Consider the following 24,961-nt stretch of genomic DNA (forward strand, 5'->3'; position numbering starts at 1 on the left):
CGCCTCACCTACGCCCCCCCCCCCTGCCGCACCCACCCCCCCCCACCCTGACCACCCCCCATGCCTGCGATGTACGTCGGCCCCCCCGACTTCCTGCGCACCCCCACCGCCCCGCCGCGCGGAAGACCGGCGAGCTTCGACGTCCTGCCGCTTCAACCATGCGCCCCTGGACGAGTGGCTCGACCTGCCGATGTTCTTCGCCGGCTGCACCATGGACGCCAACTCGGCGTACCTCGCCTCGGCCGGTTCCACCCCGATCGTCGACGGGCTCGTGAACCAGCCCGCGGGCGAGCGCCGGCACCGGATCCTGGCTGCCACCGCGCCGGGCGCAGCGAAGAAGTTGCGCTCGATCCCCTTGGCCTGTGGGCAAGTCGGGCTCTCGGTCGGGTCCGATCTCGTCCGGGGTTGTCGACGCGCGCGTGGACCGGAGGCGCGGTCGGGCCGACAATTCCCGCGCGCACTCGCGGTGGGTGCACCAGAATGCCCGCATGGAAACGGACACCGTGGCGGAGCTGGTCACGCGGGCACTGGTGGCGGCGCGCGCCATCGCCGCTTCGGACGACCCGGACGACCACGACGGCTGGGCCGAGTACGTATCGCTGCTGTGGCAGGCGGCCGCCGACAGGACGGCGCTGCCGCTCGGCCTGGAGCTGATCGGTTCGGCCGATCCGATCGAGCGCGGGGCGGGCTGCGACCTGCTGCGCGACGCCTGCTATCACCACGAGGCGGTCCGCGTCGGGACGGCCACCGCGCTGGTCGCCCTCGCGCAGCGGGAGACCGAGGCCGACGTACTGCGGTCCCTGGCGCGCGCGATCGAGCAGACGCACGACCCGCGCGCCGTCCCCGTCCTCGTCACCCTCGCCGGGCATCCCGACGCCGAGGTCCGCGAGGGGGTGGCCCGCTCGTTCGCGGAGGTCCTCACCGGCCTACCGGACGGGCCGGACATCCGCACCCTCATCGGGCTGAGCCAGGACCCGGACCCGGAGGTCCGCAACTGGGCGACGTTCACCCTCGGCGTCCAGTCCGAGGTGGACAGCCCCGCGATCCGGGCCGCGCTCTGGGAGCGGACGGCCGACGAGCACGCCGACGCCCGTACGGAGGCGATCCGCGGACTGGCCAGTCGGCACGACCCCCGCGCCGTCCCGCTCCTGGCCGAACTGCTCGGCAACCCCGAGGACGCGCACCTCCTCACGTTCAGCGCGGCGCCGATCGCGGACGTCCTCGAACCGCTGCCGGCCCTCCCGGAGTACGAGCCCGGCGAGGACTGGGTCACCGATGCCGTGAACGCCTGCAACCCGGCTCGGCGGGCCCGCCTGGACGCCTTCGCCTGGGAGCTGGTCTGCACGCTCGACCGGCTCCGCCCCGACCTGGGCGCCGCCGTCTCCATGGAACGCTTCGGCTGGGGCCGCTCCCTCGGCCTCGACGCCGCCTTCGGGTCGTCGAGCTACGACATCGAGGCGCTGCTCGCCCGCGCGGACGGCGACCCCGCGCGCGCTGCCGAGCTGGTCACGGCCGACCTGCCGAGCACCCTGCCCGGTTCCCCTCCCGGCCCTCGGTGTGGATCCAGGCCACTTTGTCGATGACGGCTGCCACGCCTCTGCCCCGTACGCAGTGCGGTGGTACCGGAAGCGCCGAGTGCCTGCCCGGCGCCAGGAGGAGTCACGGCCCCCTACTCTTCGCCCATGCATCTCAGAAGATCCACAACCTTGCTGATCGGAGCACTGGCTCTGGTCAGCGCGTGCTCCAGCACGCCTGTCCCGCTCGCGGCGCACGGGAGTGGCGCGCGGGCCAAGCTGAACGCCGCCGAGCTCCAAGGTCGCTGGTGGAGCTGGGCGGCTTCGAGCAGCAGCGACTCGAACCCGGTCTCGGATCCGGACGGCCACCTGTGCGCCCGGGGACAGAAGGGCGGCGTCTGGTTCCTGGCCGGCACCTTCGGCGGGGCCGTGACGCGTTCGTGCACAGTGCCCGCGGCACGGCCGGTGGCTTTCCCCCTGGTGAACCTCTTCGGCGAAACGGACGACTGCAACGCCTTCATGGCCACGGCACAGGGGAGCGCCGTCCTCGACGGCCAAGCGCTGGAACCCGATCGGTACGAGGCCACAGCCGTGCAGATCAGTGCGGTGGCCGGCAATCCGCTCACCCGGGACGGGGGGCGGTTCCGAACCCAGGCCTGCGGACTCTGGGTACAAGTGGAACCGCTGGCCCCCGGCAACCACACACTGAGCATCAGAGGCTCGTCGGGATCCTTTGCCGTCTCCGTGGACTACAAGCTCCAGGTCTCGGCCGGCTGAAGAACGGCCCGGTTCGATCAGTGACGTGTCGGAACAGCCGAGCGGTCGGCTGCTTCGCGTCAGTGGGTGTGGTTCGGCCGGCCCGGGGTGGGGGTGCCCATCGTCTGCCCCGGGCGCAGGATCGGGATACCGGTCTGGACGGGCCCGCAGGTGATGATCCGGCCGGCCGAGTCGTGGAAGCACTTGCCCTGCGGGTCCGATTCCTCGGCGGTCGCCGTCGCGCCCACTGCGCCCACTGCGCGCCGGACCGGCAGGATCGTAGCGGCGGGCCCGGACACTCGCGTGCCCGGGCCCGTGCGGCAGCGGTGCCGTCAGTGCGCGGCGGCCTCCCAGTTGGGGCCGACGCCGACCGAGACGTCCAGCGGGGCACGCAGCGGGTAGGCGCCCGCCATCTGCTCGCGGACGACGGCCTCGACCTGCTCGCGCTCGCCCGGGGCCAGCTCCAGCACGATTTCGTCGTGCACCTGGAGCAGCATCCGGGAGGTGAGGCCGGCCGTACGCAGCGCTTCGTCCACCCGGAGCATGGCGATCTTGACGATGTCGGCGGCCGAGCCCTGGATCGGGGCGTTGAGGGCCATCCGCTCGGCCATCTCGCGGCGCTGGCGGTTGTCGCTGTTGAGGTCCGGCAGGTAGCGGCGGCGGCCGAGCAGGGTCTCGGTGTAGCCCGTCGCCCGGGCCTCGTCGACGACCCGGCGCAGGTAGTCCCGCACGCCGCCGAAGCGCTCGAAGTAGGTGTCCATCAGGCCCTGGGCCTCGGCGGGCTTGATGCCGAGCTGCTGCGAGAGCCCGTACGCGGAGAGTCCGTACGCCAGGCCGTAGGACATGGCCTTGATCTTGCGGCGCATCTCGGCGTCCACCGCGGCGCGCGGCACCTCGAAGACCTGGGAGGCGACGGTGGTGTGGAGGTCCTCGCCGGAGGCGAAGGCCTCCAGCAGCGCCTCGTCCTCGGACAGGTGGGCCATGATCCGCAGTTCGATCTGGGAGTAGTCGGCGGTGAGCAGCGACTCGTAGCCCTCGCCGACGACGAAGGCGCGGCGGATCGCCCGGCCCTCCTCGGTGCGGACCGGGATGTTCTGCAGGTTCGGGTCCTGCGAGGAGAGTCGGCCGGTGGCGGCGACCATCTGGTTGAAGGTGGTGTGGATCCGGCCCTTGGGCGAGACGGTCTTGAGCAGGCCCTCGACGGTGGTGCGCAGCTTGGCCTGGTCGCGGTGGCGCAGTAGGACGACCGGCAGTTCGTTGTCGGTCTGGGTGGCCAGCCAGGTGAGCGCGTCGGCGTCGGTGGTGTAGCCGGTCTTGATCTTCTTGGTCTTGGGGAGTGCGAGCTCGCCGAAGAGGATCTCCTGGAGCTGCTTGGGCGAGCCGAGGTTGAACTCGTGCCCGGCGGCGGCGTGCGCCTCCTCCACCACGCGCTGGATCTCGGCGGCGAACTGGGCCTCCAGGCCGGTGAGCCACTCGCGGTCGGCGGCGATGCCGTAGCGCTCCATCCGGGCCAGCAGGGCGGCGATGGGCAGTTCCATGTCGTGCATCAGCTCGGCGGCGCCGACCTCGCCGAGGCGGGTGTCGAAGAGCGTGGCGAGGTCGAGTACGGCGCGGGCCTGGAGCATCAGCGACCGGGCGGCGGCCGTCTCGTCCTCCTCCGGTGCGTCGAAGGAGAGTTGGCCGCTCTCGGTGGCGGGGGCCGGGGTGAGCGAGCGCGCCAGGTACTCCTCGGCGAGCACCTCCAGGGTGAAGGTGCGGCGGCCGGGCTTCTCCAGGTAGGCGGCGAGCGCGGTGTCGGCGACGACGCCCTCGATGGTCCAGCCGCGCTCGGCGAAGGCGCGCATGACCTGCTTGGCGATGTGCAGGGCCTTGGGGGCGCCGGCGTCGGCGAGCCAGGCGGCGAAGGCCCGCTCGTCCTCCTCGGCGAGCAGCGCCGGGTCGAACCAGGCGGCCGTCTCCCCGGCGGCGAGCGCCACTTCGGTGACCTCGCCGGCGCCGAGCGCCCACTGGTAGACGGCGGCGAGCGCGACGGTGGTCTTGCCGTCGGAGGCGTGCTCGGCGAGCCAGGCGGCCAGGGTGCCGGGGTCGGTGAGGAGTTCGCCGTCCACCTCGACGCCGGGGGCGAGCTCGGCTTCGGCGGTGTCCGAGCCGGTGGTCGGGTCGATGCCGAAGACGCGGTCGCGGAAGTTGGCGTTGCGGAACTCCAGCGACTCCATCAGGGTGCCGACGGCGTCCTTGTCGAAGGGCTTGCGGTCCAGGTCGGTGACGCCGAGCGGGAGTTCGACGTCGCGGACCAGCTCGGTGAGCACCCGGTTGCGCTTGACCGAGTCGAGGTGGTCGCGCAGCTTCTCGCCGATCTTGCCCTTGACCTCGTCGGCGCGGGCGACGAGTTCGTCGAAGGAGCCGAACTGGTTGACCCACTTGGCGGCGGTCTTCTCGCCGACGCCGGGGATGCCGGGGAGGTTGTCGGACGGGTCGCCGCGCAGCGCGGCGAGGTCCGGGTACTGGCGCGGGGTGACGCCGTACTTCTCGGCGACCTTCTCCGGGGTGTAGCGGGTGAGCTCGGAGACGCCCTTGGTCGGGTAGAGCACGGTGACGTGGTCGGTGACCAGCTGGAGCGAGTCGCGGTCGCCGGTGACGATGTCGACGTCGTAGCCGGCCGCCTCGGCGGCGGTGGCCAGGGTGGCGATGATGTCGTCGGCCTCGAAGCCCTCGGCCGTCAGCCGGGGGACGTGCATGGCGTCGAGCAGTTCGCCGATCAGGCCGACCTGGCTGCGGAACTCGTCCGGCGTCTTGGCGCGGTTGGCCTTGTAGTCGGGGAACTCGACGGAGCGGAAGGTCTGCCGGGAGAGGTCGAAGGCGACGGCGAGGTGGGTGGGCTGCTCGTCCCGGACGGTGTTGGCGAGCATCGAGGCGAAGCCGTAGACCGCGTTGGTGGGCTGGCCGGTGGAGGTGTTGAAGTTCTCCACGGGCAGGGCGTAGAAGGCCCGGTAGGCCATCGAGTGCCCGTCGAGCAGCATCAGCCGGGGCCGCGGGCCGGCCCCGCCGCCACCCGTCGCGCCCTTGTCCGTACTCTGCGTAGCCACGTCAACGTCCGTTCCTGCCGATTCCACTACCGGCCACCGATCCTATGGCCCGGCACCGACAAAAAGGACGCCGCGCCGGTTCGGCCGCGGCTGCTACCTATGAGTAGGACGGTCGTACGATCACAGGCGGCACATCCCCCCAGCAGATCCCAGCGGCAGGAGTTCCCCCATGACCGATGCGGCCCCCGGCACCGCCCCCCTCGACGTCCCCGGCAGCGCCCCCGACACCACTCCCGACACCGCCCCCGTCCTGAACGTCCCGCAGGACGTGCTGGACCACTTCGCCAAGCTCGGCGTGAACCCGGAGACCTTCTCGGGCGGCCACCTCGGCGAGAAGCTCGGCATCCGGATCGTCGAGGCCTCCGGCGACCGCGTGGTCGGCACCATGCCGGTGGAGGGCAACCAGCAGCCGTACGGGCTGCTGCACGGCGGCGCGTCGGCGGCGCTGGCCGAGACGCTGGGCTCGATCGGGGCGATGCTGCACGCCGGTCCCGGCCGGTACGCGGTCGGTGTGGACCTCAACGCGACCCACCACCGCTCGGCCACCTCCGGGCTGGTGACCGGGGTGGCGACGGCCGTGTTCAAGGGCCGCACCGCGGCCACCTACGAGATCGCGATCACCGACGACACCGGCCGGCGGATCACCAGCTGCCGGCTGACCTGCATGCTGCGCGACCTCTGACGGCGGCTCCGACCGCGCCCTCCCGCCCGACAACGTCCCCACCGGAACCGCGAGTTCACTCCGGACAACATCAAGTCCCTTTTCCGCCCCCTTGTTTGACCTTCCGCCACCCTGGGCAGGCGTTGGTCTGGACAAGGGGGCCTTCACGTGTCCGGGCGCGGTCGGTGCAAACCCGCCCCTGTAACGCTGAGTAACAAGTAGGAAATCCGATCAATTGCCGGTTCCGAGGCCCGCGGGCGCCCCGGGATCATCCGGTCGCACCCTCCTTGTCCGAAATCCGGACGCTCAAGGCCGAAAGCAGGGCATCGGACACAGGTGTCCGATTATCGGTGCTGCCAGCTGCAACCCTCATTTCTGGGCCTTACATCGCCCTACCAGCGCGTAAACGCCTGGCATCGCGGGGTCGATCGAGCCAGAACGACCACATCGTGAGACAAATGCTCCGTGTGCTCATAACAAGAGAATCACAGCCTGCTCCCAGCACTGCCCGAGCCGCCCAACGGCATCTAGAGTCACGGCCAGTCACCGCGCCATTCGATTGGGCCAGGCCCTCCGCGCACTCCGGCTCCCGCCATTCAGGCGCGGGCGCCTCCTGAACCGAAGGGGACCCTCGTGCGTCATCGTTCAGCAGTTGTCGTGAGCATTGCCGTGATCGGCGCCCTCAGCCTCAGCGCCTGCGGCTCCCGCGGAGAGAAGAAGGCCGACGGCGGCACCTCCAACTCCGGCTCCACCACCGTCGTCATCGGCGTCGACGCCCCGCTCACCGGCGACCTCTCCGCCCTCGGCCTCGGCATCCGCAACTCCGTCGACCTCGCGATCAAGAAGGCCAACGAGGCCAACGAGGTCCCCGGCGTCAAGTTCGAGATCAAGGCCCTGGACGACACCGGCAAGCCCGCCCCCGGCCAGCAGAACGCCACCCAGCTCGTCGGCGACTCCAAGGTCCTCGGCGTCGTCGGCCCGCTCAACTCCAGCGTGGCCCAGTCGATGCAGCAGATCTTCGACGACGCCGGCCTGGCCGAGGTCTCCCCCGCCAACACCGGCGTCGCCCTCAGCCAGGGCGAGAAGTGGGCCAGCGGCGAGAAGAAGCGCCCGTTCACGTCCTACTTCCGCACCGCCACCACCGACGCCGTCCAGGGCCCCTTCGCCGCCCAGTTCCTCTACAACGACGCCAAGAAGACCAAGGTCTTCCTGATCGACGACCAGAAGACCTACGGCGCGGGCCTGGCCGGCACCTTCAAGGGCGAGTTCACCAAGCTCGGCGGCCAGCTCGTCGGCGAGGAGCACGTCAACCCCGACGACCGCGACTTCGCCGCCATCGTCACCAAGGTCAGGAGCTCCGGCGCCGAGGCCGTCTACTACGGCGGCGAGTACCCCGCGGCCGGCCCGCTCTCCCTCCAGCTCAAGGAGGCCGGCGTCAACATCCCGCTGATGGGCGGCGACGGCATCCAGAGCGGCGACTTCATCAAGCTCAACCCCAAGAGCCAGGGCGACTACGCCACCGCCGTCGGCCTGCCCGTCGAATCCCTCGACACCGCCAAGAAGTTCATCGCCGACTACAAGACCGCCGGCTACAAGGACGCCTACGAGACCTACGGCGGCTACTCCTACGACAGCGCCTGGGCCATCATCCAGGGCGTCAAGCAGGCCGTGAAGGACAACAACGGCAAGGTCCCCGACCGCAAGGCCGTCCGCGACGCCGTCCAGAAGGTCAGCTTCGACGGCGTGACCGGCAAGGTCTCCTTCGACGAGTTCGGCGACACCACCAACAAGCAGCTCACCGTCTACACCGTCAAGGACGGCAAGTGGGCCGTGGAGAAGTCCGGCACCTTCAAGGGCTGACGCCCAGTCACCACCAGCACCACCAGCGCCACTTCACCACCACCGCGCGCGGGGGCGCCACGAGTGCCCCCGCGCGCACCCACATCCACCACCCACGCGGACACCCCCGAACGCACTACGGAGGCCCAGCGGTGCACGACCTACCGCAGCAGCTGGCCAACGGCCTGATCCTCGGCGCCCTCTACGGACTCGTCGCGATCGGCTACACGATGGTCTACGGCATCGTCCAGCTCATCAACTTCGCCCACGGCGAGATCGTCATGGTCGGCGGCTTCGGCGCCCTGACCGCCTACCTCGCCCTCCCCGGCGGCACCACCCTGTGGCTGGCCCTGCCGCTCATGCTGATCGCCGGCATCCTGGTCTCCACCCTCACCGCCGTCGCCGCCGAGCGCTTCGCCTACCGCCCCCTGCGCAACGCCCCCCGACTGGCCCCGCTGATCACCGCGATCGGGCTGTCCATCTTCCTCCAGCAACTCGTCTTCTCCTTCTACCCGGACGCCAAGAAGGCCCGGGTCTTCCCCAAGCTCCCCGGCGACCCGTTCAGCCTCGGCTCCGTCACCATCCAGCGCAGCGACCTCTTCTTGATCATCGCCGCCCCGCTGTGCATGCTCGCCCTCGGCTGGTTCGTCACCCGCACCCGCTCCGGACGCGCCATGCAGGCCACCAGCCAGGACCCGGACACCGCCAAGCTGATGGGCATCGACACCGACCGCATCATCGTCATGGCCTTCGCCATCGGCGCCGCGTTCGCCGCCGTCGCCGCCGTCGCCTACGGGCTGCGCAGCGGCCAGGTCGACTTCCGGATGGGCTTCATCCTCGGCCTCAAGGCCTTCACCGCCGCCGTCCTCGGCGGCATCGGCAACATCTACGGCGCCATGCTCGGCGGCCTCGCCCTCGGCCTCGCCGAAGCCCTCGCCACCGGGTACATCCAGCACCTGCCCGGCATGCACCTCTTCGGAGGCGGCGCCTGGAAGGACGTCTGGGCGTTCGTACTCCTCATCCTCGTGCTCCTGATCCGGCCCCAGGGCCTGCTCGGCGAGCGCGTCGCGGACAGGGCGTGACCACCATGACCACCACCCGCACCGAAACCACCCCGGTCATCCCGCTGGCGGCCCGCGCCGCCGCCGCCGTCACCGCACTCGGCGCCCTCGCCACCGCCGCCTCCGCCGCCATGTCCTGGACCTGGACCTCCGACTTCCCCGGCGACCTCACGTACTACGGCTCCCCGGCCGGCCTCCAGTGGCTCGCCCTCGCCGCCGGGCTGCTCACCCTCGTCCTGCTGCTCGCCGCCCAGGGCGTCCCCGGACTGCGCTGGGCCGCCCCCACCCGCAGCAACAACGCCGTCCTGTTCGCCGCCACCGGCGCCCTCGCCGTCGCCGTCTACGCGGTCGCCGCCGTCTCCGCCGAACTCGGCGGCCTCGCCAACCTCGAACCCGGCGGCTGGGTGCTCGCCGCGGGCGGCCTGATCTCCGTCCTCGGCGCCCTCGCCCTGCCGCTCGACCGCCGCACCGCCGTCCCGCTGCGGATCCTCGACAAGCGTCTCTTCCTGCTCGTCCCGGTCGCCCCCGCCGCCTGGTTCGGCGCCCACGCCGTCCCCACGGACAAGCCGGTCGCCCCGGTCCTGACCGCCCTCGCCGGCGGCCTCGCCATCGCCGCCGGCGCCGTCCTGCTGCTCCAGCTCGGCCACCTCGCCAACAGCGCACTGCGGCTGGGCCGGATCGACCGCCCGCTGGCCGCAGCGCGGGCGCTCCCCTCCTGGGTCGAGGTGCTGCTGATCGTCCTCGCCTTCGGCACCGGACTGTTCGCGATCACCTTCGGCATCGACACCGAGTACGGCGAACTCTTCACCGGCTACCTGCTGTTCGTCGCCCTCGCCGTCCCCGCCCTGGCCAAGTCCGGCCTGCTCGCCCGGCTGCGCGCGCTGACCGTCAAGCACCGCCCGGTCACCACCGGCGCCGCCTTCGCCGCCGCCGCCGGCTTCCCGTTCACCCAGACCAGCGACCAGTACACCTCGGTCGCCACCAACATCCTGATCTTCGCCACCGTCGCCCTCGGCCTCAACATCGTCGTCGGCCTGGCCGGCCTGCTCGACCTCGGGTACGTCGCCTTCCTCGGCGTCGGCGCCTACGCCGCCGCCCTGGTCTCCGGCTCCCCCGCCTCGCCCATCCACGTCCAGTTCCCGTTCTGGGCCGCGATGCTCACCGGCGCCGTCGTCTCGATGATCTTCGGCGTCCTGATCGGCGCCCCCACCCTGCGGCTGCGCGGCGACTACCTCGCCATCGTCACCCTCGGGTTCGGCGAGATCTTCCGCATCACCATGCTCAACCTCAACGGCACCACCGGCCCCAAGGTCACCAACGGCTCCAACGGCATCCCGCGCATCCCCGACCTGGAGATCCTCGGCTTCGACCTCGGCAAGCCGCACACCGTCCTCGGCGTCGAACTCGGCCGCTTCTCCAACTACTACCTGCTGATGCTGCTCGTCACCGCCGTCGTCGTGCTGGTCTTCGCCCGGGTCGGCGACTCCCGCATCGGCCGCGCCTGGGTCGCCATCCGCGAGGACGAGACCGCCGCCGAGGCCATGGGCATCAACGGCTTCCGGCTCAAGCTGCTCGCCTTCGCCCTCGGCGCCCTGCTGGCCGGCCTGGCCGGCACCGTCCAGGCCCACGTCAGCTACACCGTCACCCCCGACCAGTACACCTTCGCCGAAGCCCTCCCGCCGAACTCCGCCTTCCTGCTCGCCGCGGTCATCCTCGGCGGCATGGGCACCATCAGCGGCCCGCTGGCCGGCGCCACCCTGCTCTTCCTCATCCCCAAGAAGCTCGAATTCCTCGCCGACTACCAGCTCCTCGCCTTCGGCGCCGCCCTCATCGTCCTGATGCGGGTGCGCCCCGAAGGCCTCATCCCCAACCGGCGCCGGCAGCTGGAGTTCCACGAGGCCGCCCTCCCGGCCCAGGCCACCGGCGAGCCGACCGCACTCACCAAGGCAGGGGCGTGACCGACCCGATGACCACCACCGCCGCACCCCTGCTCGAAGTCACCGGCGTCACCATGCGCTTCGGCGGCCTCACCGCCGTCAACGACGTCTCCCTGACCGTCGGCGAAGGCGAGATCATCGGTCTCATCGGCCCCAACGGCGCCGGCAAGACCACCTTCTTCAACTGCCTCACCGGCCTGTACGTCCCCACCGAGGGCGCCGTCCGCTTCCGCGACACCCTGCTGCCGCCCAAGCCCCACCTGGTCACCCAGGCCGGCATCGCCCGCACCTTCCAGAACATCCGGCTGTTCGCCAACATGACCGTCCTGGAGAACGTCCTGGTCGGCCGGCACACCCGCACCAGGGAAGGCATCTTCTCCGCCATCCTGCGCGGCCCCGGCTACCACCGTGCCGAGGCCGAGAGCCGCGAGAAGGCCATGGAACTCCTGCAGTTCACCGGCCTCGCCGAGAAGGCCGACCACCTCGCCCGCAACCTCCCCTACGGCGAGCAGCGCAAGCTGGAGATCGCCCGCGCCCTCGCCTCCGAACCCGGCCTGCTGCTGCTCGACGAACCCACCGCCGGCATGAACCCCCAGGAGACCCGGGCCGCCGAGGAACTCGTCTTCGCGATCCGCGACAAGGGCGTCTCCGTCCTCGTCATCGAGCACGACATGCGCTTCATCTTCAACCTCTGCGACCGCACCGCGGTACTCGTCCAGGGCCAGAAGATCGTCGAGGGCGACCGCGAGACCGTCCAGAACGACGAACGCGTCATCACCGCCTACCTGGGCGCCCCGCTCGAAGGCACCACCCCGGCTGTTCCGGAGAACGTTACGGAGACCGACCAGTGACCGCACTCCTCGAGGTCGAGGACCTCCGCGTCGCCTACGGCAAGATCGAGGCCGTCAAGGGCATCGGCTTCACCGTCGAACAGGGCGAGGTCACCACCCTCATCGGCACCAACGGCGCGGGCAAGACCACCACCCTGCGCACCCTGTCCGGCCTGCTCAAGCCCACCGCCGGACGGATCACCTTCGACGGCCAGGACCTCTCGACCGTCCCCGCGCACAAGATCGTCGCCCTCGGCCTCGCCCACTCCCCCGAGGGACGGCACATCTTCCCCCGGATGACCATCGAGGAGAACCTCCTCCTCGGCGCCTTCCTGCGCACCGACGCCGCCGGCATCACCGCCGACGTCGAACGGGCCTACGGCCTGTTCCCGATCCTCGGCGAACGCCGGCGCCAGGCCGCCGGTACGCTCTCCGGCGGCGAACAGCAGATGCTCGCGATGGGACGGGCGCTGATGTCCCGGCCCAAGCTGCTGATGCTGGACGAACCCTCGATGGGGCTCTCGCCGCTGATGATGCAGAAGATCATGTCCACCATCGTGGAGCTGAAGTCCTCCGGCACGACCATCCTCCTGGTCGAGCAGAACGCCCAGGCGGCGCTCTCGCTCTCCGACCGGGGGTACGTCATGGAGACCGGCCGCATCGTCCTCTCCGGGACCGGGCCCGACCTCCTGCACGACGAGTCCGTCCGCAAGGCCTACCTCGGCGAGGACTGAGCCCGTACACACGTCGAAGGGCCCGGCAGAAACGTTCTGCCGGGCCCTTCCCGTACCTGTTACTCGCCCTTGGCCTCGTCCGCCTTCTTGCGGTCCTGGGCCTCGCCCTCCTCGATGACCGCCTCGGCCACCGCGGCCATCGTCATCCGGCGGTCCATCGAGGTCTTCTGGATCCACCGGAAGGCGGCCGGCTCGTTCAGCCCGAACTTGGTCTGCAGCACGCCCTTCGCCCGGTCCACCAGCTTCCGGGTCTCCAGCCGCTGGCTGAGGTCCCCGATCTCCTTCTCCAGCGCCCGCATCTCGGCGTACCGGGAGACCGCCATCTCGATCGCCGGCACCAGGTCCGACTTCGAGAACGGCTTGACGATGTACGCCATCGCCCCGGCGTCCCGCGCCCGGTCCACCAGCTCCCGCTGCGAGAACGCCGTCAGCATCAGGACCGGCGCCAGGTGCTTGTCGTGGATCTGCTCGGCCGCGGAGAGCCCGTCCAGCACCGGCATCTTCACGTCGAAGATCGCCAGGTCCGGCTTCAGCTCCTCCACCAGCCGCACCGCCGTCTCCCCGTCACCGGCCTCACCGACGACGGTGTACCCCTCCTCCTCGAGCATCTCCTTGAGGTCGAGGCGGATCAGCGCCTCGTCCTCGGCGATCACAATCCGGGTGATCTGGGGCGTATCGGTCTCAAGCGGCTGCGCCTGCTCGTCGGCGGTGCTCACGGGGCTCCTAGTTCCGGCGGGGTACTGCATGCACGAGGGTACCTAGCTGCGCCCGACAGCGCTCACAGGGTATCCTTCACGGGCGCGAACCAGCCGGGTTGGTGGAAGGGCAGACACGATCGCCTCAAAAGCGATTGCCTGAAAGGGCGTGTGGGTTCGAATCCCACACTCGGCACCAGATTTTCCTTATATTCCCAGGCCTCGGGGATTTCACTCTATCCAGTGGACTGCTTCCAAAGCATCCGCCATCCGGCCTGTCACACCCCACTCTGGCGCACATGACCACTCTCTCTGTGCGCGAACAAGCCGTCCACCTCCTCCGCCGAGGCCTCAGCAACGCCGAGGTGGCCCGCCGACTCCACGTTCCGCAGGGCACGGTCTCCTGGTGGAAGCATCGAGACCTCGCCATACGAGACGAGCTTCCCGGCCGTAAGCGCTCGACGTGCATCCACTGCTACGGCGACGAACTGGACCGCCCCGCCTACTCCTGCCTACTGGGCTTGTACCTCGGCGACGGCCACATCCTGCTGCCCAACGAATACCGCAGGACTCAGAGCCTCCAGATAACCTGCGACGACACCTGGCCGGCCATCATGGATTCCGTCGAACAGGCCATGCGCCAGGTCCTCCCCAACAACAAGCCCTGCCGGGTGCGGCGCACCGGGTGCCACGACGTCAAGATCTATTCGAACCACCTCACCTGCCTCTTCCCCCAGCACGGCCCCGGCAAGAAGCACGAACGCACCATAACCCTGGAAACGTGGCAGCAGGCGATCGTCGACGCCCACCCGTGGGAGTTCCTGCGGGGCCTGATCCACTCCGACGGCTGCCGCATCACCAACTGGACGACCCGCACGGTCGGTGGCGTCACAAAGCGCTACGAGTACCCCCGGTACTTCTTCACCAACACGTCGGCCGACATCATCGGCCTCTTCACCGCCACCCTCGACGCCGTCGGCGTCCAGTGGAAGGCCTCGATCCCCCGCCCCACCGGCCAGGTCAACATCTCCGTCGCCCGCAAGGACTCCGTCGCCCTCATGGACGCCCACATCGGCCCCAAGCACTGACAGCGGCGCGGCCCCGGGAGGGCCGCGCCGCCGGGCAGTCGCTCAGGCGTCCAGCGTCCCCACGTGGTGGACGCGGACGAGGTTGGTGGAGCCGGCCAGGCCGGGTGGGGAGCCGGCCGTGATGACGACGATGTCGCCCTTCTGGCAGCGGCCGAGCGACAGGAGTGCCGCGTCGACCTGTTCGACCATCTGGTCGGTGGTCGGGGCGAACGGGCCGAGGAAGGTCTCCACGCCCCAGGTGAGGGCGAGTTGGCTGCGTACGGCCGGTTCGTAGGTGAAGGCGAGCACCGGGATGGGCGAGCGGTAGCGGGTGAGCCGGCGGGCGGTGTCGCCGGACTGGGTGAAGGCGATCAGGTACTTGGCGTGCAGGAAGTCGCCGATCTCGGCGGCCGCGCGGGCGACGGCGCCGCCCTGGGTCCGCGGCTTGCTGCCGGTGGTGAGCGGCGGGAGGCCCGCGGCCAGGATGTCGTTCTCGGCGGCCTCGACGATCCGGGCCATGGTCTTGACGGTCTCGACCGGATACTTGCCGACCGAGGTCTCCCCGGAGAGCATCACCGCGTCCGTCCCGTCCAGGACGGCGTTGGCGACGTCGGAGGCCTCGGCGCGGGTCGGCCGGGAGGTGTTGATCATCGAGTCGAGCATCTGGGTCGCGACGATGACCGGCTTGGCGTTGCGGCGGGCGAGCTTGATGGCGCGCTTCTGGACCAGCGGGACCTGTTCGAGGGGCATCTCCACGCCCAGGTCGCCGCGGGCCACCATGATCCCGTCGAAGGCGTCGACGACGGACTCCAGGTTCTCCACCGCCTGCGGCTTCTCGATCTTGGCGATGACCGGGACCCGGCGTCCCTCCTCCGCCATGATCCGGTGGACGTCCTCGACGTCCCGCCCGCTGCGGACGAAGGAGAGCGCGATGAGGTCGGCCCCGGTGCGCAGCGCCCACCGCAGGTCGGCGACGTCCTTGTCGCTGAGTGCGGGGACGGAGACGGCGACGCCGGGGAGGTTGAGGCCCTTGTGGTCGGAGACCAGGCCGCCTTCGATGACCAGGCAGCGCACGTGCGGCCCGTCGACGGCGACGACCTCCAGGGTGACCCGGCCGTCGTCGACCAGGATGCGCTCGCCGCGGCTGACGTCCCCGGCGAGCCCGGAGTAGGTGGTTCCGCAGCGGTCCTTGTCCCCCACGACGCCGTTGTCGGTGGAGATGGTGAACTCGTCGCCGCGTTCGAGAAGTACGGGTCCGTGGGCGAAGGTGTCGAGCCGGATCTTCGGGCCTTGAAGGTCGACGAGGATGCCGACGCTGCGGCCGGTCTCGTCGGCGGCCTTGCGGACGCGGCGGTAGCGTTCCTCGTGCTCGGTGTGCGAGCCGTGACTGAGGTTCAGTCGGGCGATGTCCATCCCGGCGTCGACCAGGGACTTGATCTGGTCGTACGAGTCGGTGGCGGGCCCGAGGGTACAGACGATTTTTGCTCGGCGCATAGTGCTGAGACTAGGCATTACCGGCGCGTAACCACGACGCGGGTCCGGACTGCGGGATGACCTTTGCGGTAAGGCGAGTTGAACAATCTGACACATCCTCGGACCGCTGTGCGAGCGCCCCGCTCCACGTCGCTGCCGCGCGCCGCCCGTACGCCTCCCGCGCCGCCCGCGCCGCCTGCCGATGCGATTCCGTGAAGGGGTGTTCACCTCTGGTTCACCGCCGCTTCCGCCGCCGCTCCCCGCCCGGCGGGACGCTCGTCACCCCCGGTGGATGCCGGGGCGCCCCGGGTCACCACCCGGACGAAGGAGCGGACGAGGGGGAGGCGTTCGGCATGCGACGCGCACTGGGGGTGGTTGCGGCCCTGGCCCTGCTGGGCGGGGTCGCCTTCGCGCTGATCCCCGACGACCCGAAGAAGGACACCGCCAGGACGGTCACCGTCACCGGCCTGATCGGCTCGGAGAAGCGCGCCTTCTTCGAGAACGACGATGTCAAGGCCGAGTTGGCGAAGCAGGGCCTGGTGGTCCGGACGGACTCCACCGGCTCCTGGACGATGAGCGACCAGGCGGGCAGGACGCCGGGGCTGGACTTCGCCTTCCCGGCGAGCTCGGCGCCGGCGCGGGAGATCCAGCGCATCTGGAAGCTGCAGGACTCCCCGATGGTCCCGTTCTACTCGCCGCTGGTGATCGTGGCGCACGAGCCGGTGGCCAGGGTCCTGAAGGAGAACAAGCTGGCCGACCTGGACGCCGTCACCGGCGTCTGGACGTTCCGGATGGACGAGTACGTCAACGCGCTGAAGGGCAACCGCAGATGGGAGGAGCTGACCGGCGCGGGCGCCCATCCCGAGCTGTCCGGTCAGCTCTTCGTGACCACCACCGACCCGGAGAGCTCGTCCTCGGGCGCGATGTACCTCGCGCTGCTCTCCTACATCGCCAACAACCACCAGGTGGTGTCGGACGACGCCGGCGTCGCCGCCGTCAAGGACGTCCTGTACAAGGCGAACGCGCTGCAGGGCATCCAGAAGAGCAGCAGCGACGAGCCGTTCCGGGACTTCGGCGCGGGGATCGGCAGCCCGCTGATCTTCGCGTACGAGTCGCAGGCCGCCGCCCTGTCGCTGCAGGGCAAGCCCACCGGGGACATGGTGGTGCTGTACCCGGACACCACGGTCTACTCGGACCACACCGTCGTGGCCCACACCGACAACGGCCGCAAGCTCGCCGACGCCCTCCAGAACGACGAGGTGCTCCGCGGTCTGGAGGCCGGGTTCGGGCTCCGGCCGCAGGCCGAACCGGAGGCCTTCGCGAACCTGATGCGGGAGAAGAAGCCGACTTTCGCACCCGATCTGACCGCGGCCAAGGTCAAGCAGGCGACCCTGCCCTCGCTGGACAACCTGCTCAAGCTGACCACCGCGGCGAAGGGGACCAAGTGACCATCCCGATGAAGCGCCGCGGCTGGCTCACGGCCGCGCTGGCCGCCGTGCTGGCCGCGGCCACCGCCTGCACCTCCTCCGGTGGCGGCGACAACGCCGCCCCGAAGCCCACCGATCCGCCCGCCGAGACCGCCCGCCCCGGCGTGCTGCGCGTCCTGGCGGGCAGTGAACTCCAGGACCTGGCACCGGTCCTGGAGGATGCCCGGAAGGCCACCGGGGTGACCGTGCAGTTCTCCTGGACGGGCACCCTGGACGGCGCCGACGCCGTCTCCTCGGGCCGGGCCGACGGCAAGTACGACGCCGTGTGGTTCCCGTCGAACCAGTACCTGCGGCTCGATCCGGCCGGCAAGTCCAAGGTGGTCTCCGAGACCCCGGTGATGGTGTCGCCGGTGGCGATCGGGGTGCGTTCCTCGGCGCTCGGCGAACTCGGCTGGGGCGACGGTTCCAAGGTCACCTGGGCGCAGGTCGGCGCGGCGGCGGCGGCCGGAAAGCTGCCGTACGGGATGGCCGACCCGTCCCGCTCCAACTCGGGCTTCTCCACCCTCGTCGCGGTGGCCTCGGCCTTCTCCGGCGCGGGCGCGGCGCTGACCGACGCGGACGTGCAGAAGGCGGGTCCGCAGCTGAAGGAGTTCTTCAAGGGCCAGAAGCTGACCTCGGGCTCCTCCGGCTGGCTGGCGCAGGCGTACGTCCGGGCCGAGTCGGGCACGGTGAGCGCGCTGGTGAACTACGAGTCGGTGCTGCTGTCGCTGAACAGGACGCTGCCGCCGCAGCAGCAGCTGACGGTGGTGCGGCCGGCGGACGGCGTGGTGTCGGCGGACTACCCGCTCTCGCTGATGTCCTCCGCCGCGCAGGAGCAGCGCGACTCCTTCCAGCGGCTGTCCGCGTACCTGCTCAAGGAGGACGTGCAGAAACGGATCTCCGAGACGACGCTGCGCCGACCGGTGACGGCGGGCGCGGCCCCGGCCGCCGGGCTGCCCGCGGACCGCCGCCGGGAGCTGCCGTTCCCGGGCACCCGGGCGGTCGCGGACGGCCTGCTGGCCTCGTACCAGAACGAGCTGCGCCGCCCGTCCAGGACGGTGTACGTGCTGGACACCTCGGGCTCGATGGAGGGCCCGCGGATCGCCGCGCTGAAGAGCGCGCTGGGCCGGCTGACCGGGGCGGACGACACCCGCGGGACGCGCCGTTTCCGGGACCGCGAGGAGATCACGCTGCTCTCCTTCGCCTCCGCGGTGAAGTGGACCAAGACCCACGTGGTGCCGGCCACCGGCAGCCGGCCGGGCCCGGAGACGGAGCTGGCGTCGATCGACGCGGACGTGCAGTCGCTGGCCGCCTCGGGCGGGACGGCGGTGTACTCCTCGCTGGAGGAGGCGTACCGGGTGATCGAGCGTCAGCAGGCGGCGGCCGGCGACGACCGGTTCACCTCGATCGTGCTGATGACGGACGGGGAGAGCAACGCCGGTGCGACGGACGGCGACTTCAAGCGCTTCCACGACGCGCTGCCGGCTGGGGAGAAGTCGATCCCGGTGTTCCCGATCAAGTTCGGGGAGGCGGCGGTGGGCCAGCTCCAGGGGATCGCGGACCTGAGCGGCGGCAAGCTGTTCGACGGTACGGGCTCGCTGGACGGGGTGTTCGAGGAGATCCGTGGCTACCAGTGACGGGTTCGGCCCCCGGGTGCTGCGCTACCTGGAGTCGGCCCGGAACCTGGTCGGCTGTGCCGGCGGCGCGGTCGGTCTGGGGCTGCACTTCGCCGGACTGGGCGGGGTCTGGTGGCCGGGGGTCGTGGTCGGGCTGTACGGGGTGGGCGCGCTGCTGACGCCCGCCCCGAGGCCCCGCGAGGGGGCCGGGATCGGACCGGGGACCGGGGCGGGCACGGGGATCGACACCGGAACGGGGACGGGGACGGGGGCGAGAGCAGGGACGGCCCTCGGCGAGACCGAGGCCTCCGGGGCACACGTCCTGGAGGGGGCACACGTCCTGGAGGGGGCGCAGGTACTGGAGGGGGCGCCCGCGCCCGATCCGGAGCTGGTGGCGCTGGCCGCCTACCTGGACAGCGTGCCGCTGCCGCCCTCCGCCGGGGTGGACGGCCTGCTGGCGGCGCTGCGGGCGGCCGGCCGGGGCCCGGTGGCGGAGCGGATCGTCCGGCACCGGCTGCCGGTCGCGGTGGCCGGTTACCTGCGGGCGCGGACCTGGCAGCCGTGGGCGGGGCCGGACGATCCGGACCCGGCGCTCCGACTGGGCCACGAGGTCGACCGGCTCATGGGCGAATTGTCCTGACCCCGCCGTCCTGACCCGCCGTCCGCCGTCCTGACCCGCCGCCCGCCGCCCGCCATCCGCCATCCGCCATCCGCCATCCCCCATCCGCCATCCGCCATCCGCCGGCCCTACCACCCCGGACCTCCCCCGTTCCCGTCACGAACGAGTCGCCAAGATCTCACCTCTTGGACAGGTCCGGGGGCTATCCACCACCCCGGGCCGCACGGCACACTTCTACGCGCGTCCTTCTACGCGCGTCGACGCGTACACGCGCACTTGCCAACGAATGCCAGTTGACGGTCCATCCGCCGTCGTTCCCCACTCGGGAGAGTCGTCCATGCCCCTGAACCGCCGTGACTTCGTCACCCGGTCCGCCGCCACCGCCGCCGGCGCCGCCCTGGCCGGTGGCGCCACCCTGGCCGCCGCCCCCTCCGCCGCGGCCGCCCAGCCGGACACGGCGGCCGCCAAGGGCCAGCAGCGCCAGCCGAACAAGCAGGCCTTCACCGTCATGGGCACCACCGATCTGCACGGCCGGGTGCTCAACTGGGACTACTTCACCGACGCCGAGTACAGCGACAAGGCCCACAACGCGGTCGGCCTCGCCAAGATCTCCACGCTGGCCAACCAGGTGCGCGAGGAGAAGGGCTGGAACCGCTGCCTGCTGATCGACTCGGGCGACACCATCCAGGGCACCCAGCTGTCCTACTACTACGCCCGGATCGAGTCGATCGACACCGAGGCCGACACCGTGCCGGACCACCCGATGGCCGTCGCCATGAACCTCATGGAGTACGACGCCGCCGCGCTCGGCAACCACGAGTTCAACTACGGCATCCCGCTCCTGAAGGCCTACCAGGACCAGCTGGAGTTCCCGCTGCTCGGCGCCAACGCGCTGAACGCGAAGAACGAGAAGCCGGCCTTCAAGCCGTACGTGATCAAGGAGCTGCGGCTGGGCGGGGGCCGTCCGGTGAAGGTCGGCATCCTCGGCCTCACCAACCCGGGCATCGCGATCTGGGACAAGGCCAACGTCAGCGGCAAGATGGTCTTCCCGGGCATCGTCGAGACCGCCGCCGCCTGGGTGCCGAAGATGAAGGCGGCCGGCGCGGACGTCATCGTGGTCTCCTCGCACTCCGGCTGCGACGAGGCGACCACCTGGGGCGACCAGCTGCCCTGGGCCGAGAACGCCTCGGTGGCCCTGGCGGAGACCGTCCCCGACATCGACGCGGTGCTGGTGGGCCACGCCCACAAGGAGATCGCGCAGCGCCTGGTCGTCAACAAGAAGACCGGCCGGACGGTCGTGCTCTCCGAGCCGCTCTGCTACGGCCAGCGGCTGACCTGCTTCGACTTCGAGGTCGAGTTCGCGGCCGGCGCCTGGAAGGTCTCCTCGGTCTCCGCGCGACTGCTGAACTCCAACACCGTGCCGGAGAACCCGGAGATCACCGACGCGATCGCCGGGCAGCACAAGAAGGTCGTCGCGTACGTCAACCAGAACATCGGCACCAGCAAGATCGAGCTGTCGATCGCCGACGCCCGTTTCAAGGCCACCCCGATCATCGACCTGATCGGCAAGGTCCAGGCCGACGCCGTCAAGGCCGCGCTGGCGGGCGGGCAGTACGCCAAGCTCCCGGTGCTGGCCCAGGCCGCCCCGTTCAACCGCACCGCGCTGATCCCGTCCGGCCAGGTCAAGCTGCGCGACGCCGCGGGCCTCTACATCTACGAGAACACCCTGGAGGCCCGCGTCCTGACGGGCGCCCAGCTCAAGGACTACCTGGAGTACTCGGTCAAGTACTACAACCAGCTCGCCCCGGGCGCCCCGGTCGACAAGGAGGCCCTGACCGGCGCCGAGGCCACCCCGGACTACAACTACGACTCGGTCTACGGCCTGAGCTACGACATCGACATCGCCCAGCCGAAGGGCTCGCGGATCGTCAACCTGTCCTTCCAGGGCAAGCCGATCGACCCGGCCGCCGAGTTCGTCCTCGCCGTCAACAACTACCGGGCCAACGGCGGCGGCAACTTCCCGCACGTCGCCAAGGCCAAGATGGTCTGGTCGAACTCCGACGAGATCCGCAACACCATGATCGCCTGGGTGAAGGCCAAGGGCACCATCGACCCCGCCGAGTTCTTCACCGACTCCTGGCGCCTCGTCCGCGCCGGCCAGCCGGTCTTCTGACCGACGCCCCCGCCGAAAGGCCGTCGCCCCGCCGGCGACGGCCTTTCGGCCTGCCCGGGGGAAGAATGGCGCCATGAGCGAGTTCCCGATCCCAGACCGCCACGCCCGGCTGCTGGCCTACGCGCAGAGTCTGACGCCTCCCACCGGGTGGAAGATCGAGATCTCCGGTGACGAGATCATCATGCTGGCCGGCCCCTCGGTGATCCACCAGCGCAACCTGCTGCTCATCCGCAGGCAGTTCGAGGCCCACGAACCCGCCGACCTGATGCCGAGCGAGAACACCGACCTCGCCTCCCCGAACGTCGGCAAGTTGCGCAACCCCGACCTGACCTACATCCCCCTCTCGGCACTGGAGGAGGGCGGCAACCAGGTCCCCGCCGAGCAGGCGGCCATCGCCGTGGAGATCGTCTCCCCGTCGAACCCGGAGAACGACCTGGTCGGCAAGGTCCGCGACTACCCGCTGATGGCCATCCCGCTGTACCTGGTGATCGATCCGCGCGAGGGCGACCTGACGCTCTACTCCGAGCCCTCCGGCAGCGGCTACCACCAGCGGTGGAACGGCACGTTCGGTGACCGCGTCCCGCTCCCGGCCCCCTTCGGCTTCGAGCTCGCCACCGACGCCCTGCTCCGCTACCCCGCCTGAGACCACGGGCCTCCCGGCGGCTGCCGCCGGGAGGCCCGCGTGTCCGCCCGCTCGGTCAGAACGGGAAGACCGCGCGCTCGTGCTGGACGGAGATCCACTTCAGCGTGGTGAAGGCGTCCACCGTGGACTCGCCGTTGAGGCGGCCGACGCCGGAGTTCTTCTCGCCGCCGAAGGGCACGCCCGGCTCGTCGGCGATGGTGCCGCCGTTGACGTGGATCATGCCGGTCTCGATCCGCTGGGCGAGCTTCACGCCGCGCTCGACGTTCGCGGTGTGCACCGCGCCGCTGAGTCCGAACGGCGTGTTGTTGGCGAGCCGCACGGCCTCGTCCTCGCCGTCGAAGGGCACCAGCAGCACGACCGGGCCGAAGAGTTCGTTCCGCAGGATCGGCGCGTCCTCGGCGAGGCCGGTGAGCACGGTCGGCGCCATCAGGCTGCCGACCGTGGTGCCGCGCAGCAGCGCGGTGGCGCCGGCCGCGAGCGCCTGGTCGACCTGGGCGTCGAGGGCGCCGGCCTGGACGGGGTTGATCAGCGGGCCGATGTGGGTGGCCGGGTCCCTCGGGTCGCCGACGGTGAGCGAGGCGACCTTGGCGACGAACTTCTCGGTGAACTCGGCCTCGACGCGGCGGTCCACCAGCACCCGGTTGGCGGCCATGCAGACCTGCCCCTGGTGGACGAAGCGGCTGAACACCGCGGCGTCCACGGCGTGGTCCACGTCGGCGTCGTCGAGCACGATCAGCGCGCTGTTGCCGCCGAGCTCCAGGACCGTCCGCTTGAAGTGCGCGGCGGCGACGGTGGCGACGTGCCGGCCGATCTTGTCGGAGCCGGTGAAGGAGATCACCTTGGGCACCGGGTGCTCCAGGAAGCCGTCGCCGATCTCGGCGATGTCGGTGATCACCACGTTCAGCAGGCCGGGCGGCAGCCCCGCGTCCTCGAAGAGCTTCGCGATCAGTCCGCCGCCGACGACCGGGGTCTCCTGGTGCGGCTTGAGGACGACGCCGTTGCCGAGCGCGAGGGCCGGGGCGACGGCCTTGAGCGCCAGGAAGAGCGGGAAGTTGAAGGGGCTGATCACGCCGACGACGCCGACCGGCAGCCGGTAGAGCCGGTTCTCCCGGCCCGGGGCGGGCGAGGCCAGCAGCCGGCCCTCGGAGGCCACCGACAGGTGCAGGCACTCCCGCAGCACGTCCTTGACGAGCGACAGCTCGAAGCCCGCCTTCAGCGCGGTGCCGCCGAGTTCCGCCATGATCGCCGGGACGATCTCCGGCTCGCGCTCCTCCAGCAGCCGCAGCGCGCGCTCGAAGACCAGCCGCCGCTGGTACGGGTTGGCGGCGGCCCATGCCTTCTGGGCGCGCTCGGCGGCGCGGTAGGCCCGGTCGACCTCGGCGCCGGTGGCGACGGTGATGGTGGCGAGCTTGTCGCCGGTGTAGGGGTCGACGTCGACGATGTCCCAGGAGCCGCTGCCGCTGCACCACTCGCCGTCGATGTACTGCAGCGCCAACTCGGAGAAGTACGACATCTGTTCCCTCTCATGCACCGACCTGATGGGAAGTCATCGTACTGACGTCTTACAACTCCTGGCGCATCGCGTACAGCAGGTTCCGGGTCGGTTCCGGGCTCAGGCTGTCCGCGACCAGGTCGTCCATGGCGTGCCGGTACTCGGCCACCTCGGCGGGCTTGTCGAGGTAGAGCGCGGTGGTGAACTGCTCCAGGTACACCACGTCGGCCAGCTCGGCCTCGGCGAAGCCCAGGACGGTGAAGGCGCCGCTCTCCGCGCTCAGCCCGGCGTTGCCCAGCGGCAGCACCTGGAGCCGGACGTTGGGCAGCTCGCCGAGCTCCAGCAGCCGGTCCAGCTGGCCGCGCATCAGCTCCGGCCCGCCCCAGGGCCGGCGCAGCGCGGCCTCGTCCAGGACGGCGACCAGCTGCGGCGCCCGCTCGGCGGTCAGCACCGCCTGCCGCTTGAGCCGTACGTCGACCCGGCGCTCGATCTCCTCCGGCCCGTGGACGTGGCCGCCGGCGGTGACCACGGCCCGGGCGTAGTCGGCGGTCTGGAGCAGCCCGTGGACGAACTGGACCTCGTAGCTGCGGATCTCGGCCGCGGCCTCCTCCAGCCCCAGGTAGTTCTGGAACCAGCCGGGCAGCACGTCCCCGTACTCGTGCCACCAGGAGCTGACGTTGGCCTCGCGCAGCAGTCCGAGGACGGTGGCCCGCTCCTGATCGGCCTCGACCCCGTACAGGGTCAGCAGGTCGGCCACGTCGCGTTCCTTGAAGCCGACCCGGCCGAGCTCCATCCGGCTGATCTTGGACTCGGAGGCGCGGATCGAGTACCCGGCCTCCTCCCGACTGACGCCTCTGGCCTCGCGGAGCTTGCGCAGCTGGGTGCCGAGCAGCAGACGCCGTACGGTGGCGCCCCCGCCTGCCTGAGTCGTGCCCATCGAAGTCGTCCTCCGCACTCGCCCAGCCCCCCGGCCGTCGGCCGCAGTCTGCCACTTGGCACCGACGAACAACAGCCCACTGTGCGGGATCCCGCCGGACGGATCACGGCTCCGGACGTTTGTCCGGGTGTCGCCGCAGCCCGGGCGGTGTCCGGGTCGTCCCCGGCCCGGAGTTCCGGGCCCCGAGCTGCTGCTCCCGGCGCCGGACGGCCGTCGGGGAACGCGACGGCGCCCGCCCTCCAACTGGTCGGGGAAGAGGGCAGGCGCCAGGAGACCGCGTTGGCCCGGCGACGCTGGCGGGGGCAGCGGGTTGAGCTCCCGGCGATGCGGCGCCGGGCGTTCGGTGGAGGCCGGTCGGACCG

At 70.8% G+C, this 24,961-nt stretch carries 20 protein-coding genes and 1 tRNA gene; 15 read left to right on the top strand and 6 right to left on the bottom strand.

Going from position 1 to position 24,961, the window contains the following annotated elements; translation table 11 throughout:
- The first annotated feature begins 488 nt into the window (after window positions 1-488).
- Window positions 489-1,583: a HEAT repeat domain-containing protein gene (locus ACWGKU_RS26020; RefSeq protein WP_452178426.1), complete on the top strand. Its 1,095-nt coding sequence runs from the start codon at window positions 489-491 to the stop codon at window positions 1,581-1,583.
- 123 nt (window positions 1,584-1,706) lie between these two features.
- Complete coding sequence (locus ACWGKU_RS26025) at window positions 1,707-2,291, top strand: signal protein (RefSeq protein ID WP_452178427.1); 585 nt, start codon at window positions 1,707-1,709, stop codon at window positions 2,289-2,291.
- A gap of 59 nt (window positions 2,292-2,350) precedes the next feature.
- On the opposite strand, the gene ACWGKU_RS26030 is transcribed toward ACWGKU_RS26025, so the two are convergent.
- A complete protein-coding gene (locus ACWGKU_RS26030; protein WP_401051931.1) occupies window positions 2,351-2,518 on the bottom strand; it encodes a hypothetical protein in 168 nt (55 codons plus the stop codon).
- 84 nt (window positions 2,519-2,602) lie between these two features.
- Complete coding sequence (gene polA, locus ACWGKU_RS26035) at window positions 2,603-5,290, bottom strand: DNA polymerase I (protein ID WP_401051933.1); 2,688 nt, start codon at window positions 5,288-5,290, stop codon at window positions 2,603-2,605.
- 235 nt (window positions 5,291-5,525) lie between these two features.
- On the opposite strand from polA, the gene ACWGKU_RS26040 reads away from it, so the two are divergent.
- The 6 genes from ACWGKU_RS26040 to ACWGKU_RS26065 all read left to right on the top strand — a co-directional run bounded on the left by ACWGKU_RS26040 (window position 5,526) and on the right by ACWGKU_RS26065 (window position 12,418).
- The gene (locus ACWGKU_RS26040; RefSeq protein ID WP_452178428.1) at window positions 5,526-6,038 is read left to right on the top strand and encodes a PaaI family thioesterase; all 513 of its coding nucleotides are present in this window, start codon (window positions 5,526-5,528) and stop codon (window positions 6,036-6,038) included.
- A gap of 612 nt (window positions 6,039-6,650) precedes the next feature.
- A complete protein-coding gene (locus ACWGKU_RS26045) occupies window positions 6,651-7,877 on the top strand; it encodes a branched-chain amino acid ABC transporter substrate-binding protein (RefSeq protein ID WP_401048614.1) in 1,227 nt (408 codons plus the stop codon).
- A 131-nt stretch (window positions 7,878-8,008) separates the two neighbouring features.
- On the top strand, window positions 8,009-8,938 hold the full coding sequence (locus tag ACWGKU_RS26050; protein WP_359819021.1) for a branched-chain amino acid ABC transporter permease: 930 nt from the start codon (window positions 8,009-8,011) through the stop codon (window positions 8,936-8,938).
- Between the two features lie 5 nt (window positions 8,939-8,943).
- Window positions 8,944-10,875 (top strand): branched-chain amino acid ABC transporter permease, encoded by a 1,932-nt coding sequence (locus ACWGKU_RS26055; protein WP_452178451.1) that lies wholly within the window; start codon window positions 8,944-8,946, stop codon window positions 10,873-10,875.
- Window positions 10,876-10,883: 8 nt separating this feature from the next.
- Window positions 10,884-11,705: an ABC transporter ATP-binding protein gene (locus ACWGKU_RS26060; protein ID WP_380546903.1), complete on the top strand. Its 822-nt coding sequence runs from the start codon at window positions 10,884-10,886 to the stop codon at window positions 11,703-11,705.
- Window positions 11,702-12,418: an ABC transporter ATP-binding protein gene (locus tag ACWGKU_RS26065; protein WP_359914214.1), complete on the top strand. Its 717-nt coding sequence runs from the start codon at window positions 11,702-11,704 to the stop codon at window positions 12,416-12,418. The genes ACWGKU_RS26060 and ACWGKU_RS26065 overlap by 4 nt, the downstream gene beginning before the upstream one ends.
- A gap of 59 nt (window positions 12,419-12,477) precedes the next feature.
- Here the strand turns inward: ACWGKU_RS26065 and ACWGKU_RS26070 are convergent, their stop codons facing one another.
- A complete protein-coding gene (locus ACWGKU_RS26070) occupies window positions 12,478-13,164 on the bottom strand; it encodes an ANTAR domain-containing response regulator (RefSeq protein ID WP_401048619.1) in 687 nt (228 codons plus the stop codon).
- A gap of 62 nt (window positions 13,165-13,226) precedes the next feature.
- On the opposite strand from ACWGKU_RS26070, the gene ACWGKU_RS26075 reads away from it, so the two are divergent.
- Window positions 13,227-13,312, top strand: a tRNA-Leu gene (locus ACWGKU_RS26075).
- Between the two features lie 100 nt (window positions 13,313-13,412).
- Window positions 13,413-14,201 carry a helix-turn-helix domain-containing protein gene (locus ACWGKU_RS26080; protein ID WP_452178429.1) on the top strand — a complete coding sequence of 263 codons (789 nt, stop codon included), beginning with the start codon at window positions 13,413-13,415 and terminating at the stop codon, window positions 14,199-14,201.
- Between the two features lie 42 nt (window positions 14,202-14,243).
- Here the strand turns inward: ACWGKU_RS26080 and pyk are convergent, their stop codons facing one another.
- On the bottom strand, window positions 14,244-15,674 hold the full coding sequence (pyk, locus tag ACWGKU_RS26085) for a pyruvate kinase (protein ID WP_380632655.1): 1,431 nt from the start codon (window positions 15,672-15,674) through the stop codon (window positions 14,244-14,246).
- A 332-nt stretch (window positions 15,675-16,006) separates the two neighbouring features.
- On the opposite strand from pyk, the gene ACWGKU_RS26090 reads away from it, so the two are divergent.
- The 5 genes from ACWGKU_RS26090 to ACWGKU_RS26110 all read left to right on the top strand — a co-directional run bounded on the left by ACWGKU_RS26090 (window position 16,007) and on the right by ACWGKU_RS26110 (window position 22,170).
- A complete protein-coding gene (locus ACWGKU_RS26090) occupies window positions 16,007-17,101 on the top strand; it encodes a hypothetical protein (protein WP_452178430.1) in 1,095 nt (364 codons plus the stop codon).
- Complete coding sequence (locus ACWGKU_RS26095; RefSeq protein WP_452178431.1) at window positions 17,098-18,756, top strand: VWA domain-containing protein; 1,659 nt, start codon at window positions 17,098-17,100, stop codon at window positions 18,754-18,756. The genes ACWGKU_RS26090 and ACWGKU_RS26095 overlap by 4 nt, the downstream gene beginning before the upstream one ends.
- Window positions 18,743-19,375 carry a hypothetical protein gene (locus ACWGKU_RS26100; RefSeq protein ID WP_452178432.1) on the top strand — a complete coding sequence of 211 codons (633 nt, stop codon included), beginning with the start codon at window positions 18,743-18,745 and terminating at the stop codon, window positions 19,373-19,375. The genes ACWGKU_RS26095 and ACWGKU_RS26100 overlap by 14 nt, the downstream gene beginning before the upstream one ends.
- A gap of 316 nt (window positions 19,376-19,691) precedes the next feature.
- A complete protein-coding gene (locus ACWGKU_RS26105) occupies window positions 19,692-21,527 on the top strand; it encodes a bifunctional metallophosphatase/5'-nucleotidase (RefSeq protein ID WP_401045315.1) in 1,836 nt (611 codons plus the stop codon).
- Window positions 21,528-21,600: 73 nt separating this feature from the next.
- Window positions 21,601-22,170 carry a Uma2 family endonuclease gene (locus ACWGKU_RS26110; RefSeq protein WP_452178433.1) on the top strand — a complete coding sequence of 190 codons (570 nt, stop codon included), beginning with the start codon at window positions 21,601-21,603 and terminating at the stop codon, window positions 22,168-22,170.
- Window positions 22,171-22,225: 55 nt separating this feature from the next.
- Here the strand turns inward: ACWGKU_RS26110 and ACWGKU_RS26115 are convergent, their stop codons facing one another.
- Window positions 22,226-23,683 carry an aldehyde dehydrogenase family protein gene (locus ACWGKU_RS26115; RefSeq protein WP_401045324.1) on the bottom strand — a complete coding sequence of 486 codons (1,458 nt, stop codon included), beginning with the start codon at window positions 23,681-23,683 and terminating at the stop codon, window positions 22,226-22,228.
- Window positions 23,684-23,732: 49 nt separating this feature from the next.
- Window positions 23,733-24,599 carry a helix-turn-helix domain-containing protein gene (locus ACWGKU_RS26120; RefSeq protein WP_380546868.1) on the bottom strand — a complete coding sequence of 289 codons (867 nt, stop codon included), beginning with the start codon at window positions 24,597-24,599 and terminating at the stop codon, window positions 23,733-23,735.
- Between the last annotated feature and the right edge of the window lie 362 nt (window positions 24,600-24,961).

The sequence above is a fragment of the Kitasatospora sp. NPDC054768 genome (assembly GCF_053612025.1).